Source organism: Cupriavidus sp. GW822-FHT02D05, from assembly GCF_058802485.1.
The window spans coordinates 255,633-273,679 of record NZ_JBXAOE010000007.1 but is presented as its reverse complement, the minus strand read 5'-3'; the positions used below and the strand labels follow the sequence as shown (position 1 = coordinate 273,679).

The window sequence follows — 18,047 nt, the reverse complement described above, 5'->3', positions numbered from 1 at the left end:
GCAAGCCAAGCCAGCGGCACGATGGCGCCGCAAGAGCCACTACCTGTCGCACATGCGCGAACACCCGGTGTTGCTGTGTTGGCCGCCACCCATCAGATCCAGGCCACCCCGGACCGCTTGCTGGCACGTCTTTCCGGCTCGATGAATTTTTTCCCCAAGCCCCGCCTGCGTTTGCGGGCGATCTGCGATGGCATGGCCCGCCTTGGCACACTCCATGCATTTGTACCTCCCGAGCGCAGCACAGATGCTCAACCCAAATGAACCAAAGTCCCAATCGCTCCCAAGGAGAACTGCCATGACTACCACCCTCGCCATCAAGGACCTGTCGGTCACCGAAGAACTCGACACCCGCGCCATGCGCGCCGTGCGCGGCGGCTTCGTGCCCTTCATGCCCGTCTTCAGCCTGACCAAGATCGACTCGACCTTCAATGCTTCGCAGCTGATCGGCCAGACCCAGAATGTTGTGAACATGAACGGCAACAACGCCGCCTTCGTGGCCGACATCAAGTCCCATGTCGACTCGACGCAAAACGCCACCAACAACATCTACTGAGCCGCGGGCCACGCCCCAAGCCAAATTCGCAATCCACTGAATACCCCGGAGAACTGCCATGACTACCACCCTCGCCATCAAGGACCTGTCGGTCACCGAAGAACTCGACGCCCGCGCCATGCGCGCCGTGCGCGGCGGCTTCGTGCCCTTCATGCCCGTCTTCAGCGCGGTCAAGATCGACTCGACCTTCAATGCTTCGCAGTTGATCGGCCAGACCCAGAACGTCGTGAACATGAACGGCAACAACACGGCCTTTGCCGACGACATCAAGTCCCACGTGACGTCGACCCAGAACGCCAGCAACAACATTTATTGAATGGTCCCGGCACCGGCAAGAGGCGGCACCGCCGCCTGCGCTGCCAGCCAGTACCCGCCATTTCCAGCAATCAAGTCAAGTGAAGTCTAGGAGAACCATCATGTCATCCATCATCGTGCGCGACCTCGCCCTGAACCAAGACCTCGACAGCAAGTCCCTGGCCGCGGTGCGCGGCGGCAATTCCTGGTTGCAAGGACTGGGCCCGGTGGCCAACGTCAATGTCAACGTCAACCAGAACATCGCCCAGTTGCAGAGCATCAACGTGAACACGCTCAACAACGTCGGCGTGATCGGCTCCGGCTTCGGCCCGCTGAGCATCGACGTCAACCCGTCGCAGTGGGCCGCCACCCACGCCGCGGTCTGAGCGAGATGCGCCCCGCTCCGTGGAAACCCAAGGGTTTCCACGGCTGTTGCGCACGAGCTGGCACTGCCCCGGAGGTAAAACCCGTGGCCTATACTGATCTGGCTGGGCTTGCCGCATCGCGCGCACCCACCCGGCGAACCCCGGCCGAGCCGGCCTTCGCCACCCTGCAGGAGGAAGTCATGGCCGTCATCGTCATCAAGGATTTGCCGGACAGCGTGGATCTCGACAGAGAAGCCATGGTGGCAATCACAGGCGGCGCGAGAACGCGCGCCGGTCATGCATGGACGTCGCGCAAGCTCGGGGGAGCCTTGCGCGTCATCAGCTATCCGGAGGGCTTTCCAGGCCAACCGCTGGCAGGCACGCAGTCGCGGCCGGCCGGGGACATCAAGCGCAAGTAAGTCGAATCAGAAGCGCAAGGCAGCGATATTCTGCCCTCCGCGCCCGTTGCCCTGTCGGCAACGGGCGTCAGTGTTTTTGGGGGATGGGTTTTGGGAGCGTTGGCGATTACTTTGCTGGTTACTTTGCCGCTTAACGAGCCGCGTTGCGCTCGATCCAGGCGGCGTAGGTAGCCAGGTATTTGCCCAGGAAGCCGCGGGTGGACTCGCTGGCGATGCCGCCCTGCTCGTCGAAGAGCTTGTCGACGCCGCTGATGTAGGCTTCCGGTTGCTGGAGGACCGGGATATTGAGGAAGACGAGCGACTGGCGCAGGTGGTGGTTGGCACCGAAGCCGCCGACAGCGCCAGGCGAGGCGCTGATGACGCCGCCGGGCTTGCCGTCCCAGGCGCTCTGGCCGTAGGGGCGCGAGCCGACGTCGATGGCGTTCTTGAGCGCGGCCGGCACCGAGCGGTTGTGCTCGGGTGTCACGAAGAGCACGGCGTCGGCGCGCCGGATGCGGTCACGAAAGGCGACCCATGGCGCGGGCGGGCTGGCGTCGTCGTCCTGGTTGTACAGCGGCAACTGGCCGATCTCGACGATTTCGAGCTTGAGCCCGGCCGGCGCCATCGCGGCCAGCGCGAGTGCCAGCTTGCGGTTGAAGGAGTCCTTGCGCAGGCTGCCTACCAATACGGCTACATCACGTGGAGTACTCATCGCGATTCCTTTCTCGTTCACAGCACTATGGGTGGGCGGAGCCGGCGCTCGCGCACCGCATTGCTGCGCCGCGGGGCCGCTCCAAGCGTCACTCTAATCCATTTGCGCGAAAGGCACCGCCAGTCGCCAGCCTACAGCGCCGCCAGCGGATGCTCACCATGTGCCCAGGGGCTGTCGAAAAACGCGTGCACGCGCTCGCGGGTGACCTCATCAAGGCGCGCTGGCTGCCACTTCGGCGCGTGGTCCTTGTCGACTGCCAGCGCGCGAATGCCCTCGACGCCGTCGCCATGGCGGAACACGTAGTACATCATGTCCAGCTCCATGCGCAGCTCGTCGTTCAGCGCCATGGTGCGGGCGCGGCGGATCTGCTCCAGCGTGACGTTGAGCATCAGCGGCGAACGCGCGCGCAGCATGGCGGCCGTCTGCGCGGCCCAGTCGGAGCCGGCATCGCTCACCGCTGCCACGATCCCGGTCACCGAGGCGCCGGCAAACAGGCCGTCGATCTCGTCCTGCAGCTTGGCCAGCTGGCTTTCGCCCGGCAGGCAGGCGGCGCGGTGCGCCGCGGTGGCCTCGTCGATGCAGGCGAGCACGGCGTCGCCATCGGCAAACTGACGCGCGCGCAGCACCTCCACCAGTTCCGCCATGGCATTGCCCGGCAGGTAGGCATCCGCCAGGCCTGCGTACAGTGCGTCGGCAGCATGAATCATGGCGCCGGTCAGGCCCAGGTATTCACCCAGGCGGCCGGGCGTGCGCGACAGGAACCAGCCGCCGCCCACGTCCGGGAACAAGCCGATATTGGTCTCCGGCATTGCCATCTTGGTCCGCTCGGTCACCAGACGGCGGCGTGCGCCTTGCGAGATGCCCATGCCCCCGCCCATCACCACGCCGTCCATCAGCGCGATGTAAGGCTTGGCGTAGGTATGGATCAAGTGATTGAGCGCGTATTCCTCGACGAAGAACTGATCGAGCGCCGGATCGCCGGCGAGCGCGGCCTTGTGGAAAAAGCGGATGTCGCCTCCGGCGCAAAAAGCCTTGCCGCCCGCGCCGGCGATGACTACGGCCGCCACTTCGGGCGCCACCGCCCATGCGTTGAGCGCCTGGGTGATGGCGCGAATCATCTCGAGCGACAGTGCGTTGAGCGCCTGGGGCCGGTTCAGCGTCAGGTAGCCGATGCCACCCCGGATCTCGCTTGTGACCAAGTCAGTCATGTCTCTTTTCTCCGCGAATGCAACCCGCAACTTTACACCAGCCAAGCTGCGCGCCGCACCCCCCTGAGCGGCGTCCGAGACACTGCGCTCAGGCCACCCGAAATGCCGACATCAGCCCGGTGAGCCGCTGCGCCTGGTCCTCCAGCGAAGCCGCTGCCGCAGCGGCCTGCTCGACCAGCGCGGCGTTCTGCTGGGTCATGCCGTCCATCTGCGCCACCGCCTGGTTGACCTGCTCGATGCCGCGCGATTGCTCATCGGATGCCGAACTAATGCCGCCCATGATGCCGCTCACGCGGCGCACCGCACCCACCATTTCCTGCATCACCTGCCCCGCTTGCTCGACCATCTCGCCGCCGGCGCGCACGCGCGACACAGAGTCGCCGATCAGCGTGCGAATCTCCTTGGACGCGCCCGCGCAGCGCTGCGAGAGATCGCGCACATCGCCCGCGACCACCGCGAAACCTCGTCCGTGCTCGCCGGCCCGCGCGGCTTCCACCGCCGCGTTGAGAGCGAGGATATTGGTCTGGAATGCGATCTTCTCGATCACATCGATGATGTCGACGATCTTGTTGGCGCTGGCGTCGATCGCCTGCATGGTGCTGGCTACGCGCGCCACCGCGTCGCTGCCACGCTCCGCCAGGCCGGTGGCGCTGCTGGCCAGGTCATTGGCCTCGCGCGCGCTATCCGCGTTCTGGCGCACCGTGCCCGTGAGCTCCTCCATGCTGGACGCCGTTTCCTCGAGCGACGCGGCCTGCTGCTCCGTGCGTTGCGACAAGTCGCTGTTGCCGCTGGCAATCTGCTTGCTGGCGGCGGCAATGGAATCGGCCCCGCCACGCACGTCGCTCACCATCGCGGCCAGGCTCTCTTGCATGCGCCCGAGCATGGCGAGCATGCGGCCAGTCTCGCTGCGCTCCGCCTCGGCGCCGGAGCCAGCGCCATCCGCCTTCGCGCCAAGATCGCCGGCGGCGATGCGCTCGAAGCGGGCGATGGCCGTATCGAGCGGACCCACGATGGAACGCCGCAGGCGCCAGGCCACCACCGTGCTGAAACACAAGCCAAACCCCAGCACGCCGATCGACAGCGAGCGCAGCGTGGTGTAGCGCTCCTGCGACCCGTGATAGACCTCCAGCGCGCCGGCGAGCTGCAGCTTGCCCAACTCGGTATTGACGGCCGTGAAAGCGATATCGAGCTTGGGAATGGTTTCCAGCACGGCGCGCATCACCGCCTCGCGGTCGCCTTGCTTAAGCGCGGCGATCATCGGCGACACACCTTGCGTGAACAGCGCCTCGCGCTTGGCGGCGACGTCCGCGGCCGCGCGGGCTTCTTGCGCCGAACGCGGCAGCGCCAGATAGGCCTTCCAGGCCGCATCGGACTGGCGCGCAAAACCCTCGGCGGTATCAGCGCGCGCGCGAGCGTCGGCGGGATCGGCGGCGAAGGTGGCCTGGTCGAGCAAGACTCGCACGAGCAACTGGTTGGAACGCGCCTCGGCCAGGTTGACCGCGGCGGAGAGCTGATGCTGGTAGATCTGCCGCGTGGCGTCATTGCTGCGCGACATGCCAAGCCAGCCTACGGCACCGACAATCATCAACAGCGCATTGGTGACGATAGTCAGAATCCACAATCCTGTACCGATCGTAGTGTTGCGAAACATGAGGGCTCCCCGTTGGATTTAGTGCTGATGCGGCTCCGTTTTTGGCCGCCCCGCTATAACGGCGCCCCTCACCGCTCCTTGACCCCGCGCATGCGGATATTCAGTCATGCAAAATAATCAGGAATGCGAATGTGCGCAGGGAGCATTTTTGGGTGCGCTAGCGTACGCATTTGGCAACACCGCACGACCGTATAGAGGATCGCCTCCAGACAAAACCGACAGAATCAGGCAACACTTTGCGCATGACACCGTCAACAATCGATCCCGGCCTGATCCTGCTAGCATTCGCGCCAGTCTTCCTGCTGATCATCGGCGCGGAGGCCTGGTACTGGGCCCGCCGCGACCCCGCCATCTACAGCCTGCGCGATACCGCGTCCAACGCTGCGCTGGCGCTGATGCACCAGGCGTCGGACGCGTTCTTCCTGTGGCTGATGGTGCGCACGGTCTACACGTGGAGCTACCAGCATGGCCTGAGGGCGATGCCGCAGACGGTCTGGTCGTTCCTGCTATTGCTGCTGCTGCAGGATTTCCTCTACTACTGGTTTCATCGCGCTAGCCATCGGGTGCGCTGGATGTGGGCTTCGCACGTCACCCATCATTCCTCGGAGGGCATGAATTTCTCGACGGCGTTCCGCCAGAGCCTGACGTATCCGCTCTCGGGCATGTGGCTGTTCTGGATTCCGCTGGCGCTGATTGGCTTCACGCCCGACTGGGTGATCCTGGCGGTGGGGTTGAACCTGGCCTTCCAGTTTTTCGTGCACACCCGGCTGGGCGGCCGCTGGCACCGGCTTGAATGGCTGTTCAATACGCCGTCAGTACACCGGGTACACCATGCGCGCAACCCGCAGTACATCGACCGCAACTATGCGGGCGTGCTGACCGTGTGGGACCGCATGTTCGGCTCCTTCGTGCCCGAAGAGGCGCCGCCCGAATACGGCATTACGCGTCGCATCGTCAGCCATAACCCGATCACTCTCACCTTCCATGAATGGCGCGACATGTTCGCCGACGCGTGGCGTCATCGCGACCTGCGGCACCTCTGGAAACCGCCCGAGTGGCGTCATCCGCGCGACTTGGCGGCCAGGGACGTGCCGCTGGCCGGCACCGCATTTGGGACGGACCACAGCCAGGACGCATGATGGCTGAATAGGCCGAATAGGCTGGATAGCCGAAGGCGCCAAGAAAAACAGACAACAAAAAACCGCGCACAAGGCGCGGTTTATTTGCTGGCAAAGTAGCCTGGGACGAAAACGCTTACACGGATTCGCGCGAAGCACGCTTACGCTCGTGCTCCTTCAGGTGACGCTTGCGCAGGCGGATGCTCTTCGGCGTGATTTCCACCAGTTCGTCGTCGGAGATGAACTCCACGGCGTATTCCAGCGACATCTGGATCGGCGTGACCAGGCGCACGGCTTCGTCGGTACCCGAGGCGCGCACGTTGGTCAGCTGCTTGCCCTTGATCGGGTTCACAACCAGGTCGTTGTCGCGGCTGTGGATGCCGATGATCATGCCTTCGTACAGTGCATCGCCCGGCTTGACGAACATGCGGCCGCGATCCTGCAGCTTCCACAGCGCGTAGGCCACGGCGTCGCCGTCGTCCTGCGAGATCAGCACGCCGTTGTGGCGCTCACCCAGGCCGCCTTCGCGCAGGGGCGCGTAGTCGTCGAAGATGTGGCTGATCAGGCCGGTGCCGCGGGTCAGCGTCAGGAACTCGCCCTGGAAGCCGATCAGGCCACGGGCCGGAACGCGGTACTCGAGGCGGGTGCGGCCCTTGCCGTCGGACGCCATGTCGAGCAGTTCGCCCTTGCGGCGGCCCAGCTCTTCCATCACGCTGCCCTGGTGGCCGTCTTCGACGTCCACGGTCAGCAGTTCATACGGCTCGTGCTTGACGCCGTCAATTTCCTTGAACACCACGCGCGGGCGCGACACGGCCAGCTCGTAGCCTTCGCGGCGCATGTTTTCCAGCAGGATGGTCAGGTGCAGCTCGCCGCGGCCCGACACTTCGAAGATGGTGTCGTCGCCGGTCTCGGCCACGCGCAGCGCCACGTTCGACTTCAGTTCGCGGTCCAGGCGTTCGCGCAGCTGGCGGCTGGTCACGAACTTGCCTTCACGGCCGGCCAGCGGCGACGTGTTGACACAGAAGTTCATGGTCAGCGTGGGCTCGTCCACCTTCAGCATCGGCAGCGCGTCTTGCGCATCCGGTGCGCACACGGTGCAACCAATGCCCAGTTCTTCGATGCCGTTGATCAGCACGATGTCACCGGCTTCGGCTTCCGCCACGATTTCGCGCTCCAGGCCCTGGAACTTCAGCACCTGGTTGATACGACCCTTGATGGGGTTGCCTTCCGGGCCGAACTTGACCACCACGTCTTGCAGCGAACGGGCGCGGCCACGCGAAATGCGGCCTACGCCGATCTTGCCGACATAGCTGTTGTAATCGAGCGAGATGATCTGCAGCTGCAGCGGACCGTCCGGGTTGTCGTCACGGACCGGCACCTTGGCCAGCACGGTCTCGAACAGCGGCTTCATGTCGCCTTCGCGCACGTCGTCGGTCAGGCCGGCGTAGCCGTTCAGGCCGGATGCGTAGATCACCGGGAAATCGAGCTGCTCATCGGTGGCGCCCAGCTTGTCGAACAGGTCGAACGTCTGGTTGATCACCCATTCCGGACGCGCGCCCGGACGGTCGACCTTGTTGATCACCACGATCGGCTTCAGGCCCAGCGCCAGCGCCTTGCGCGTGACGAAACGGGTCTGCGGCATCGGGCCTTCGACAGCGTCAACCAGCAGCAGCACGCCGTCAACCATCGACAGCACGCGCTCCACTTCACCGCCGAAGTCGGCGTGGCCAGGGGTATCGACGATATTGATGTGGGTGCCGTTGTATTCGACAGCACAGTTCTTCGCGAGGATGGTGATCCCGCGTTCCTTTTCAATGTCGTTCGAGTCCATCACGCGCTCGACCATTTGCTGGTTGTCGCGGAAGGTGCCTGCCTGGCGCAGGAGTTGGTCGACCAGAGTGGTCTTGCCATGATCGACGTGAGCGATGATGGCGATATTGCGGATGGCGCGGGTCATTGCAGCGTCTCGCTTTGGGGCTGAGCATCAAAAGATAACCCGAAATTATAGCATGCTGCGGCGCAAAACCCGAGGACGACATTGGGAAGCTTCCCAAGCCGTCACCCCGTCACATACCCAATTATTGCGATATCCGCAATAGCAAATTGACGTCCTTGCGGATCGGCGAACGTGAACATATAGTTGCCACGGCAAACATTGCACCGACAAGCACCGAGCCGAGATGTCCGAGCAGAGCCAGCCCATTTCCGACGAAGCCTTCCCGTTCGACCCGGCCGAGTACCGCATGGGCGAAAGCATCGGCTATCTGATGGCACGCGCCAAGAACGTGCTGTCGCACGGCGTGGAGCAGGAGGTCGATGGCCTGGACATCACGCACGCCCAGGCCACCTGCCTGATGATGCTGGCCGCCGGCCGTGGCAGCACGGTGACTGACCTTGGCCGGGAGCTCAATTGCGATATGGGTTCGGTCACGCGCCTGCTCAGCCGCCTGGAAAAGCGCGGCCTGATCGAGCGTCAGCGCAGCGATGCCGACCGGCGTGTGGTCGACCTGTCGATCACGCCCGCCGGCCAGATCCTCGTGAACCAGCTGCCTCAGATCTATTGCCGCGTGCTGAACCGGCATTTCCGCGGCTTCTCCGAAGCCGAATTACAGACCTTCCGCTCGATGCTGCACCGGATCATCGGCAACAACAGCGGGTAGCGGCCAGGCTTGGCGGCCAGTGACGCCAGCGGCGCCACGATCTCTCAAATACAAGAACAAACACTAACGCTCTATCGCAGGGCACCCAGATGAACCAAGCTCTCTCTTCTTTTTCCGCTTTGTCGCCGCGCGCGCGCGCCGCGGGCCGCCGGACCGGCACGCTGGTGCTGAGCGCACTGGCGGCCGCGGTGCTGACGGGCTGCGCCGCGTTCGGCAACTCGCACAGCACGCAGACCGTTACCGCGCCGGCCTCGCTCGCCAGCGCCCAGGCGCTGCCCTCGCAGCATGGCCAGTGGCCTTCGCTTGACTGGGTCGACCAGTTCAAGGACCCGCAACTGCGCGCCCTGGTCGACGAGGCGGTAAAGGACAGCCCCAGCCTGCAAGCCGCTTTCGCGCGTGTGGAAGCTTCCCGCGCGATGGCGGACGCCACGCGCAGCGCGCTGTACCCGCACGTCGACTTTGACGGCAGCCTGGTGCGCCAGCGCTTCTCGCAAACGGACCTGTTCGAAGGCACGCCGCTGGCCGGCTCGTGGCAGAACCAGTCACGCCTGCAAGCCGGGCTCTCCTATGATTTCGACTTCTGGGGCAAGAACCGCAAGGCGCTCGAAGCCGCGCTGTCCGACGACCGCGCCGCCGAGGCCGAAAGCCAGGCTTCGCGCCTGATCCTGACTACGTCGGTCGCCCGCACCTATGCCCGGCTGGCCGCCTTGTACGCGCAACGCGACGTGGCTGAGCGCGCCATCGCCCAGCGCCGCGGCCTGAGCGATCTGTCACGCGACCGGCTCAACGCCGGCCTGGACACGCAGGTCGAAACCACGCAGGCACGCGGCACGGTGGCATCGGCTCAAACCGACCTGTTGCGCGTGGATGAAGACATCCTGCTGGCGCGCAACCAGCTCGCCGCGCTGCTGGGCAAGGGCCCGGACCGCGGCCTGGCGATCCAGCGCCCGACCATCCTGGCGCAAAGCACGCCGCTGCTGCCGGACAACCTCACCATCGACCTGCTGGGCCGCCGCCCGGACCTGGTTGCCGCACGCTGGCGCGTGGAGGCCACCAGCAAGGATATCGAGGTGGCGCGCACGGAATTCCTGCCGGCCGTCACCTTGTCCGCTTTTGCCGGCGTTGCGTCGCTGGACCCGTCCAACCTGCTGATGGGCATCAGCCGGACCTTTGGCATCGGCCCGGCGATCCGCCTGCCGATCTTCGAGGGCGGCAAGCTGCGCGCCAACCTGAAGGGCAAGTACGCGCAATACGACCTCGCCGTGGCCAACTACAACCAGGCGCTGGTCGATGCGCTGCGCGAAGCCGCCGACACGGTGGCCAGCATCCGCAGCGTGGACACGCAGATCACGGCCCAGCGCGAGGCGCTGGCTCTCGCCGAGCGCGCCTACTCACTGTCCACCATCCGCTACAAGGCCGGGCTGGGCACCCAGCTCACGGTGCTCAATGCCGAAAGCAACGTGCTGCAGCAACGCCGCCTTGCCACCGACCTGCAGGCGCGCCGCCTGGACCTGCAGATGGGCCTGATGAAGGCGCTCGGCGGGGGTTACCAGGAACAAGCCGAAAGCGCCGGGACGGATGCGCAGAAGCCAGCCGAGGCACGCGGCTAAACGGTTAGGTGGCTACGGCCAAGCGGCCGGAAAAACAACGAGCAGTACCGACAGCATTCTTAAAAGACGATCATGAGCGATAACAAGCAAGCGGCCCAGACTCCCGCCTCCCCGGCGGCTCCCGTCAACAACAACGGCAAGCGCAAGCGCCTGCTGCTCTCGCTGACCGCCGCGGTCGTGGTGGCCGGCGTGGCCTACGGCATCTACTGGGGCATGTACGCGCGCCACTTCGAGAGCACCGACGACGCGTATGTCGCGGGCAACGTGGTGCAGGTCACCCCACTGGTCGGCGGCACCGTGATTTCGATCGCGGCCGACGACACGCAACTGGTCACCGCGGGCCAGCCCCTGATCCAGCTCGACCGCGCCGACTCGCAGGTCGCCATGGAGCAGGCCGAGGCGCAACTGGCGCAAGCCGTGCGTGAAGTGCGCACGCTCTACGTCAACAACGGCTCGCTGGCGGCCAACGTGACCATGCGCGAAGCCGACGTGGCCAAGGCGCGTGAAGATCTGAAGCGCCGCGAGGCCATCGCCGGCTCCGGCGCGGTTTCGGGCGAAGAAATCTCCCACGCACAGACCGCCCTCACGGCCGCGCAATCGGCGCTCCTGGCCACGCGCGAGCAACTGGCATCCAACAAGGTGCTGACCGACCAGACCACGGTGGAGAAGCACCCCAACGTGCAGCGCGCCGCCGCCAACCTGCGCGCCGCCTATCTCGCGTTCGCACGCTCGACACTGCCCGCGCCGGTGACCGGCTACGTGGCCAAGCGCTCGGTGCAGGTCGGCCAGCGCGTGGCCCCGGGCGCACCACTGATGGCCGTGGTGCCGCTGGACCAGGTGTGGATCGACGCCAACTTCAAGGAAGTGCAGATCACGCATATGCGCGTAGGCCAGCCGGTCACGCTGGAGGCCGACCTGTACGGCTCCAAGGTGACCTACAACGGTAAGGTGGAAGGCTTCTCGGCCGGCACCGGCTCGGCCTTCTCGCTGCTGCCGGCGCAGAACGCCACCGGCAACTGGATCAAGGTGGTGCAGCGCCTGCCGGTGCGCATCGCGCTGGACCCGCAGCAGCTCAAGGACCACCCGCTGCGGGTTGGCCTGTCGATGAACGTGACGGTGGATGTGCGCAAGGAAGAAGGCGCGGCCATGACCAACGCCACGGTTGCGCGCCCGATGCAGACCGACGTCTATGAGAAGGTCGCGCAGGACGCCGACGCGCTGATCGCCCGCATCATCTCGCTGAACAACGGCGGCCGCCAGGCGACCGAGCCCATGGCAGCGCCAGTCTCGTCGGCGCCGGCCGCCGCCAAGCCCGCCAACACCTGAACATGGCTACCTCCCTCCCCGCGCGCGACGGCGCCTCGCCCGGCCCGACGGCGCCAGCGGCGCGCCCCGCCGCGCCAGTGCCGTTGTCGGGCGCAAAGCTGATCGTCGGCACGATCGCGCTGTCGCTGGCCACGTTCATGAACGTGCTCGACTCCTCGATCGCCAACGTATCGATCCCGGCCATCTCGGGCGACCTTGGCGTGGCACCCAACCAGGGCACTTGGGTCATCACCTCGTTCGCGGTGGCGAACGCCATCTCGGTGCCGCTGACCGGATGGATGACCACGCGCTTCGGGGCGGTGCGGCTGTTCATCACTTCGATCCTGCTGTTCGTGATCTCGTCGTGGCTGTGCGGTGTCGCGCCCAACCTCGAAGTGCTGCTGGCCGCGCGCGTGCTGCAGGGCGCAGTGGCAGGGCCAATGATTCCGCTGTCGCAATCGCTGCTGCTGTCGAGCTATCCGCCGCAGAAAAGCACCATGGCGCTCGCCCTATGGGGCATGACCACGCTGGTGGCGCCGATCATGGGGCCGCTGCTGGGCGGCTGGATCTCGGACAACATGACCTGGCCGTGGATCTTCTACATCAACATCCCGGTGGGCCTGGGCGCCGCCTATGCGACCTGGGCGATCTACCGCGACCGCGAGACGCCGATCAAGATCCTGCCGATCGACCGGATCGGGCTGGCGCTGCTGGTGATCTGGGTAGGCTCGATGCAGCTCATGCTCGACAAGGGCAAGGAGCTCGACTGGTTTCACTCGACCTCGATCGTCGTGTTGACGGTGGTGGCCATTGTGGGCTTCCTGTTCTTCCTGATCTGGGAGAGCTACGAGAAGCATCCGATCGTCGATATCACCTTGTTCAAGGGACGTAACTTCAGCGCGGGGGTGGTGGCCATCTCGGTGGCCTACGGCCTGTTCTTCGGCAACCTGGTGATCCTGCCGCTATGGCTGCAAACCATCGTCGGCTATACCGCGACGGATGCCGGCATCGTGATGGCGCCGGTCGGGATCTTCGCCATCCTGCTGTCGCCGCTGATCGGCAAGAACCTGCCCAAGATGGATGCGCGCTGGGTCGCGACCATGGCCTTCGTCACCTTTGGCGTGGTCAGCCTGATGCGCTCGGGATTCACCTTGCAGGTCGATACCCGCACGCTGATGATCCCCACGCTGATCCAGGGCGCGGCGATGGCGATGTTCTTCATTCCGCTGACCTCGATCATCCTGTCGGGCCAGCCGCCGGAGAAGATCCCGTCGGCCTCCGGGGTGTCCAACTTCGTGCGGATCACGTTCGGTGCGATCGGTGCGTCGATCTCGACCACCATCTGGGAAAACCGCACGGCGCTGCATCACGCGCAACTGGTTGAACAGGTCAACCCGTACAACCCGACCTATCTCGACCAGCTCAACCACCTGATGCAGATGGGCATGAGCCAGGCCCAGGCCAACGGCCAGATCGAGCGCAGCATTTCGCAGCAGGCGGCCATGCTGGGCGCCAACGATATCTTCTGGATCTCGGGCGTGCTGTTCTTCGTGCTGATTGTCTTTGTCTGGCTGACCAAGCCCAAGAAGGGAGGCGATCTGGACGCCTCCGCGGCCGGGGCCCACTAACTGCATTAGTTGCACTCAGTACACGCGCCGCACAGCGAGGCCGATGCCGTCACAGGCATCGGCCTCGTGCTTTCTGGCCCTGCCCCCTCACCCCAAGCTCAAGCCGTCAGGATTTCGTGCCCGATGCAGCCGCATTGGCCGCGTTAGAGCTTGACCAGCCGCTCGGGCCGCAAGGCGCCTTCACGCATGCGCGCCACGCCAAGCAAGCGGCGCGGCTCGCCGCCATAGACACTGGCGAGTTCGTCTTCCGCCAGCGCCACGCCCGCCGGCAGGTCGCGCTGCGCGATGCGCTGGCCCTGCAGGAAGCGCGCCATCGCGGCCTCGTCGAGCGTCACTGCTACGCAGCGTTGCAACAGCGCATCGACCGGCGCAAGCATTCCGGGGCGCTCCTCGTCGGAGCGCTGCTCAATCTGCTCCAGCGTGACCGCGCCTTCCAGGCTCAGGTCGCCTACCGCCGTACGGCGCAAGCCGGTCAGGTGGGCGCCACACCCAAGCGCCTCGCCGATGTCCTCGGCCAGGGTGCGGATATAAGTGCCCTTGCTGCAGGTCACGCGCATGCTGAAGGTGGGCACCTGCGGCAGCCCGCAATCGAGCAGCATGATTTCGTGGATGGTGACGCGGCGCGCGGCGCGCTCCACCGTCTGGCCGGCACGTGCGTATTCGTACAGTGGACGCCCGTCCTTCTTCAGTGCGGAATGCATCGGCGGCACCTGCTCGATTTCGCCGGCGAAGCGCAGCATTGCGGCGCGTAGCGCCGCGATATCGCAGGTTACCGGACGCTCGGCGATTACCTCGCCCTCGGCGTCGCCGGTCGCGGTCTTGAGGCCCAGCCGCACAGTGGCTTCGTACGTCTTGTCGGCCTCGAGCAGGTCCTGCGAGAACTTGGTCGCCTCGCCAAAGCACAGCGGCAGCAAGCCGGTGGCCAGCGGGTCGAGCGTGCCGGTGTGTCCGGCCTTTAGCGCGCGCAGCATGCGCTTGGCACGCACCAGCGCATCGTTGGACGAAAGGCCGAGCGGCTTGTCGAGCAGCAGCACGCCATGCACCTCGCGGCGCGGTTGCCGGGGCGGGCGATTGGTGTTGGGATGGGTCATGACGGGGAGCTATGTGACGCCGGCAAAGCTTCGGGGCCGGGCGCGACAGACAGGGACAAAGGAGACGCGAAGCAACCAGCGCGAACAAGAAAACGGCCCGTGGTTACGGGCCGTCTATCAGTCTTCTTTTGCGCGTGTGGAGTTGGCTTCTTTGATCAGCTTGGACATCTCGATCGCTTGTTCCACCGAGGTATCGTGGAAGAAGCGCAGCGTCGGCACGGTATGGATATGCAACCGCTTGTAGAGCAGCGAATGCAGGTAACCGGACTTTTCGTTGAGGATGCCCTCCACTTCCGTAGCATCAGCCGCCAGGACGGTGAAGTACACCTTGGCGTGCGCGTAGTCGGGGGTCAGCGTGACCGACTGCAGTGTGACGAGCCCCAGGCGGGGATCGCGCAGCTCACGCTGGATCATCTCGGCCAGGTCGCGCTGGATCTGGTCGGAAATCCGGAGATTACGAGAGGAGATATTGCCTTTCTTGGCCATTCAATACGCTTGCTGTCGAGAAGGGCAGCGGCGGGCCAGTTGGCCCGCCGCCCGCAACACGCCTTACAGCGTGCGCGCCACCTCGGTGATTTCATACACTTCGAGCTGGTCGCCTTCCTGAACGTCGTTGAAGTTCTTGATCGACAAACCGCACTCGAAGCCTTGCTTGACTTCCTTGACGTCATCCTTGAAGCGCTTGAGCGAATCAAGCTCGCCGGTATGGATGACCACGTTGTTGCGCAGCACCCGTACCAGGGCGGTACGCTTGACCAGCCCGTCGGTGACCATACAACCAGCCACCGCGCCAATCTTCGGCACGCGGAAGACCTGGCGCACTTCGACCGTACCCAGCGTGACTTCGCGCTTTTCCGGTGCCAGCATGCCCGACATTGCCGCCTTGATCTCGTCTACCGCATCGTAAATGATGTTGTAGTAGCGAATATCGATGCCGTTGTTCTCGGCCAGCTTGCGCGCGCCAGCATCGGCACGCACGTTGAAACCGATGATGACCGCCTTCGAGGCCGTAGCCAGGTTGACGTCCGACTCCGAGATGCCGCCCACGCCGCCGTGCACGATCTGTACGCGCACTTCTTCGGTGGAGAGCTTCTGCAGCGATTGCACCAGTGCTTCCTGCGAACCCTGAACGTCGGCCTTGACGATCAACGGCAGCGTCTGCACTTCGCCTTCGCTCATCTGTTCCAGCATCGTTTCCAGCTTGGCCGCCTGCTGCTTGGCCAGCTTGACGTCGCGGTACTTGCCTTGACGGAACAGCGCGATTTCGCGCGCCTTGCGCTCGTCCGGCAGCACCAGCACTTCTTCACCAGCTGCCGGCACTTCGGACAGGCCCTGGATCTCGACCGGAATCGAGGGACCGGCTTCCTTGGTCGGCTTGCCGGTTTCGTCCAGCATGGCGCGAACGCGGCCATAAGCGCTGCCAGCCAGCACCACATCGCCACGCTTGAGCGTGCCGCTGGTGACCAGGATGGTTGCGATCGGGCCCTTGCCCTTGTCCAGCTGGGCTTCCACCACCAGGCCCTTGGCCGGGGCGTCCACCGGTGCCTTCAGTTCCAGCACTTCGGCCTGCAGCAATACTTGCTCGAGCAGGTCGTCGATACCGGCTCCGGTCTTGGCGGATACCGGGACGAACGGCGAATCACCGCCGTACTCTTCCGGCAGCACCTGCTCGGCCACCAGTTCCTGCTTGACGCGGTCCGGGTTGGCTTCGGGCTTGTCGATCTTGTTGATCGCGACCACGATGGGCACGCCCGCCGCCTTGGCGTGGGCAATGGCTTCCTTCGTCTGCGGCATCACGCCGTCGTCGGCCGCGACCACCAGGATCACGATGTCGGTTGCCTTGGCACCGCGAGCACGCATGGCCGTGAAGGCCTCGTGACCCGGGGTGTCCAGGAAGGTGATCACGCCGCGCTCGGTTTCCACATGGTAGGCACCGATGTGCTGCGTAATACCGCCGGCTTCGCCCGCCGCAACCTTGGCACGACGGATGTAGTCCAGCAGCGAGGTCTTGCCGTGGTCGACGTGACCCATCACGGTCACCACCGGCGGACGCGGCAGCTGCTCGGCGTCGGTGTGGTCTTCACCACCCACGACCAGCAGCGCTTCCGGATCGTCAAGCTTGGCGGCAAACGCCTTGTGGCCCATTTCTTCCACCACGATCATGGCGGTTTCCTGGTCCAGCACCTGGTTGATGGTCACCATCTGGCCGAGCTTCATCATCTGCTTGATGACCTCGGAAGCCTTGACGGCCATCTTGTGCGCCAGGTCGGCCACCGAAATGGTCTCGGGGATGTGCACTTCGCGCACCACCGGTTCCGTCGGCGCCTGGAAATTCGTGCCGCGATCGTCTTGCTGGTGACGGTTGCCACGGCCGCGCGGACCGCCGCGCCAGCCGCCAACGCCACCGGACGAATCGCCGCGGGTCTTCAGGCCGCTGCCCTTCTTCTTCGAGCCTTCGTCCTGCCAGGTCGAGGAAGTCCCTGCCTTCACTACCTTGCCGGTCTTCTTGTCGACGGTGGTGGTAGCGGTGGCCGTGGTCGTTGCGGGCTTCTTCTCGTCTTTCTTGACTTCGGTGCCAGGCGGCTTGACCGGTTTGTGCAGCGTGCCGGTTTGCTCGGCCTTCTTTTCTTCAGCCTTGCGTTCCGACGGCGCCTTGAGCACGCGCGCCGGCGCATTCAGCATCTGCTGAATGGCACGGGCTTCGGCTTCGGCGGCCTCGCGGCGCTTGCGCGCTGCGTCCTGTTCGGCACGCGCCTTGTCGGCAGCCTGCTTGGCGTCGTCGGCGGCCTTCTGCGCGGCAGCGCGTTCGGCGGCCAGGCGAGCCTTTTCGTCTTCGGCCTTCTTGCGCGAATCGTCGTCTTCCGGCGCCTTGGCCGTAGCGGCGGCGCGCAGGGCGGCAGCTTCCTCTTCCGCCTTGCGGGCGGCGAGCTCAGCCTGGCGGCGCTCTTCAGCCTCCAGCGCTTCCTGCTTGGCGCGACGCTCGACCTCCTCGCGTTCGGCCGCTTCCTGGCGTGCCTTCGACTCGGCTTCCTGGCGTGCCAGCAACTCGGCTTGCTGACGATCTTCCTCATCCTGGCGTGCCTGCTCGGCCGCATCGACCGGAAGCTCGACCACTTCGTGGCCATCGGCGCCATCGGTGGTAGCCTCGTCGCGCTTGATCAGGACGCGCTTCTTGCGCACCTCGACCTGCACCGTGCGAGTCTTGCCGGTGGAATCAGCCTGGCGGATCTCGGAGGTCTCACGCTTGGTCAACGTGATCTTCTTGCGCGCGCTGTCATCGGCCGCCCCGTGGGAACGCTTGAGGTAATCCAGCAACTTGGTCTTGTCGGATTCGGTGATGATGTCGTCAGGCGTCACCTTGCCCACCCCAGCTGCCTGCAATTGTTCCAGCAGGGCAGCTGCGCTGCGGCTCAGTTCTGCGGCCAGTTGGGCAACTGTTGTGCTTGCCATTCAA

16 protein-coding genes are annotated in these 18,047 nt (G+C 65.0%); 9 read left to right on the top strand and 7 right to left on the bottom strand.

The features are described 5' to 3' along the window. The first annotated feature begins 295 nt into the window (after positions 1-295). The 4 genes from AC1RQK_RS12100 to AC1RQK_RS12085 all read left to right on the top strand — a co-directional run bounded on the left by AC1RQK_RS12100 (position 296) and on the right by AC1RQK_RS12085 (position 1,631). On the top strand, positions 296-553 hold the full coding sequence (locus tag AC1RQK_RS12100; RefSeq protein WP_492809185.1) for a hypothetical protein: 258 nt from the start codon (positions 296-298) through the stop codon (positions 551-553). Between the two features lie 58 nt (positions 554-611). Beyond that, the gene (locus tag AC1RQK_RS12095; RefSeq protein ID WP_492809184.1) at positions 612-869 is read left to right on the top strand and encodes a hypothetical protein; all 258 of its coding nucleotides are present in this window, start codon (positions 612-614) and stop codon (positions 867-869) included. A gap of 100 nt (positions 870-969) precedes the next feature. Beyond that, positions 970-1,233, top strand: a complete 264-nt coding sequence (locus AC1RQK_RS12090) for a hypothetical protein (protein ID WP_253933418.1) — start codon at positions 970-972, stop codon at positions 1,231-1,233. Positions 1,234-1,412: 179 nt separating this feature from the next. Further along, entirely contained in the window at positions 1,413-1,631 is a 219-nt protein-coding gene (locus AC1RQK_RS12085) for a hypothetical protein (RefSeq protein WP_174428212.1), read from the top strand. Positions 1,632-1,761: 130 nt separating this feature from the next. Here AC1RQK_RS12085 and AC1RQK_RS12080 read toward each other — a convergent pair whose 3' ends face one another. The 3 genes from AC1RQK_RS12080 to AC1RQK_RS12070 all read right to left on the bottom strand — a co-directional run bounded on the left by AC1RQK_RS12080 (position 1,762) and on the right by AC1RQK_RS12070 (position 5,181). After that, entirely contained in the window at positions 1,762-2,322 is a 561-nt protein-coding gene (locus AC1RQK_RS12080; protein ID WP_492372393.1) for an NADPH-dependent FMN reductase, read from the bottom strand. A 131-nt stretch (positions 2,323-2,453) separates the two neighbouring features. Next, positions 2,454-3,530 carry an enoyl-CoA hydratase/isomerase family protein gene (locus tag AC1RQK_RS12075; protein ID WP_492372394.1) on the bottom strand — a complete coding sequence of 359 codons (1,077 nt, stop codon included), beginning with the start codon at positions 3,528-3,530 and terminating at the stop codon, positions 2,454-2,456. Between the two features lie 88 nt (positions 3,531-3,618). Further along, on the bottom strand, positions 3,619-5,181 hold the full coding sequence (locus AC1RQK_RS12070) for a methyl-accepting chemotaxis protein (RefSeq protein WP_492809183.1): 1,563 nt from the start codon (positions 5,179-5,181) through the stop codon (positions 3,619-3,621). A 242-nt stretch (positions 5,182-5,423) separates the two neighbouring features. On the opposite strand from AC1RQK_RS12070, the gene AC1RQK_RS12065 reads away from it, so the two are divergent. After that, positions 5,424-6,320: a sterol desaturase family protein gene (locus AC1RQK_RS12065; protein ID WP_492809182.1), complete on the top strand. Its 897-nt coding sequence runs from the start codon at positions 5,424-5,426 to the stop codon at positions 6,318-6,320. Positions 6,321-6,435: 115 nt separating this feature from the next. On the opposite strand, the gene typA is transcribed toward AC1RQK_RS12065, so the two are convergent. Then, on the bottom strand, positions 6,436-8,256 hold the full coding sequence (gene typA, locus AC1RQK_RS12060; protein WP_174428207.1) for a translational GTPase TypA: 1,821 nt from the start codon (positions 8,254-8,256) through the stop codon (positions 6,436-6,438). Positions 8,257-8,479: 223 nt separating this feature from the next. Here typA and AC1RQK_RS12055 point away from each other — a divergent pair, with 223 nt between their 5' ends. From AC1RQK_RS12055 to AC1RQK_RS12040, 4 genes are all read left to right on the top strand, one after another. Continuing rightward, entirely contained in the window at positions 8,480-8,959 is a 480-nt protein-coding gene (locus AC1RQK_RS12055) for a MarR family winged helix-turn-helix transcriptional regulator (RefSeq protein ID WP_052494620.1), read from the top strand. 89 nt (positions 8,960-9,048) lie between these two features. Continuing rightward, positions 9,049-10,569, top strand: a complete 1,521-nt coding sequence (locus AC1RQK_RS12050) for an AdeC/AdeK/OprM family multidrug efflux complex outer membrane factor (RefSeq protein WP_492809181.1) — start codon at positions 9,049-9,051, stop codon at positions 10,567-10,569. Positions 10,570-10,641: 72 nt separating this feature from the next. After that, positions 10,642-11,895 carry an HlyD family secretion protein gene (locus AC1RQK_RS12045; RefSeq protein WP_477134416.1) on the top strand — a complete coding sequence of 418 codons (1,254 nt, stop codon included), beginning with the start codon at positions 10,642-10,644 and terminating at the stop codon, positions 11,893-11,895. Between the two features lie 2 nt (positions 11,896-11,897). Continuing rightward, the gene (locus AC1RQK_RS12040; protein WP_492372398.1) at positions 11,898-13,502 is read left to right on the top strand and encodes a DHA2 family efflux MFS transporter permease subunit; all 1,605 of its coding nucleotides are present in this window, start codon (positions 11,898-11,900) and stop codon (positions 13,500-13,502) included. A gap of 143 nt (positions 13,503-13,645) precedes the next feature. Here AC1RQK_RS12040 and truB read toward each other — a convergent pair whose 3' ends face one another. The 3 genes from truB to infB form a co-directional block, all read right to left on the bottom strand. Then, positions 13,646-14,593, bottom strand: coding sequence for a tRNA pseudouridine(55) synthase TruB (gene truB, locus AC1RQK_RS12035; RefSeq protein WP_492372399.1), 948 nt, complete (start codon positions 14,591-14,593; stop codon positions 13,646-13,648). A 117-nt stretch (positions 14,594-14,710) separates the two neighbouring features. Next, positions 14,711-15,079, bottom strand: a complete 369-nt coding sequence (gene rbfA / locus AC1RQK_RS12030; RefSeq protein WP_492372400.1) for a 30S ribosome-binding factor RbfA — start codon at positions 15,077-15,079, stop codon at positions 14,711-14,713. Between the two features lie 63 nt (positions 15,080-15,142). Beyond that, on the bottom strand, positions 15,143-18,043 hold the full coding sequence (gene infB, locus AC1RQK_RS12025; RefSeq protein ID WP_492372401.1) for a translation initiation factor IF-2: 2,901 nt from the start codon (positions 18,041-18,043) through the stop codon (positions 15,143-15,145). Positions 18,044-18,047: the final 4 nt, after the last annotated feature.

Bases quoted from the DNA above. Each gene is read 5' to 3' on its own strand.
- AC1RQK_RS12045 (WP_477134416.1), top strand. From the start codon at position 10,642: ATGAGCGATAACAAGCAAGCGGCCCAGACTCCCGCCTCCCCGGCGGCT.
- infB (WP_492372401.1), bottom strand. From the start codon at position 18,043: ATGGCAAGCACAACAGTTGCCCAACTGGCCGCAGAACTGAGCCGCAGC.
- AC1RQK_RS12080 (WP_492372393.1), bottom strand. From the start codon at position 2,322: ATGAGTACTCCACGTGATGTAGCCGTATTGGTAGGCAGCCTGCGCAAG.
- AC1RQK_RS12075 (WP_492372394.1), bottom strand. From the start codon at position 3,530: ATGACTGACTTGGTCACAAGCGAGATCCGGGGTGGCATCGGCTACCTG.
- AC1RQK_RS12070 (WP_492809183.1), bottom strand. From the start codon at position 5,181: ATGTTTCGCAACACTACGATCGGTACAGGATTGTGGATTCTGACTATC.
- typA (WP_174428207.1), bottom strand. From the start codon at position 8,256: ATGACCCGCGCCATCCGCAATATCGCCATCATCGCTCACGTCGATCAT.
- AC1RQK_RS12085 (WP_174428212.1), top strand. From the start codon at position 1,413: ATGGCCGTCATCGTCATCAAGGATTTGCCGGACAGCGTGGATCTCGAC.
- AC1RQK_RS12100 (WP_492809185.1), top strand. From the start codon at position 296: ATGACTACCACCCTCGCCATCAAGGACCTGTCGGTCACCGAAGAACTC.
- truB (WP_492372399.1), bottom strand. From the start codon at position 14,593: ATGACCCATCCCAACACCAATCGCCCGCCCCGGCAACCGCGCCGCGAG.
- AC1RQK_RS12065 (WP_492809182.1), top strand. From the start codon at position 5,424: ATGACACCGTCAACAATCGATCCCGGCCTGATCCTGCTAGCATTCGCG.
- AC1RQK_RS12095 (WP_492809184.1), top strand. From the start codon at position 612: ATGACTACCACCCTCGCCATCAAGGACCTGTCGGTCACCGAAGAACTC.
- AC1RQK_RS12040 (WP_492372398.1), top strand. From the start codon at position 11,898: ATGGCTACCTCCCTCCCCGCGCGCGACGGCGCCTCGCCCGGCCCGACG.
- rbfA (WP_492372400.1), bottom strand. From the start codon at position 15,079: ATGGCCAAGAAAGGCAATATCTCCTCTCGTAATCTCCGGATTTCCGAC.
- AC1RQK_RS12050 (WP_492809181.1), top strand. From the start codon at position 9,049: ATGAACCAAGCTCTCTCTTCTTTTTCCGCTTTGTCGCCGCGCGCGCGC.
- AC1RQK_RS12090 (WP_253933418.1), top strand. From the start codon at position 970: ATGTCATCCATCATCGTGCGCGACCTCGCCCTGAACCAAGACCTCGAC.
- AC1RQK_RS12055 (WP_052494620.1), top strand. From the start codon at position 8,480: ATGTCCGAGCAGAGCCAGCCCATTTCCGACGAAGCCTTCCCGTTCGAC.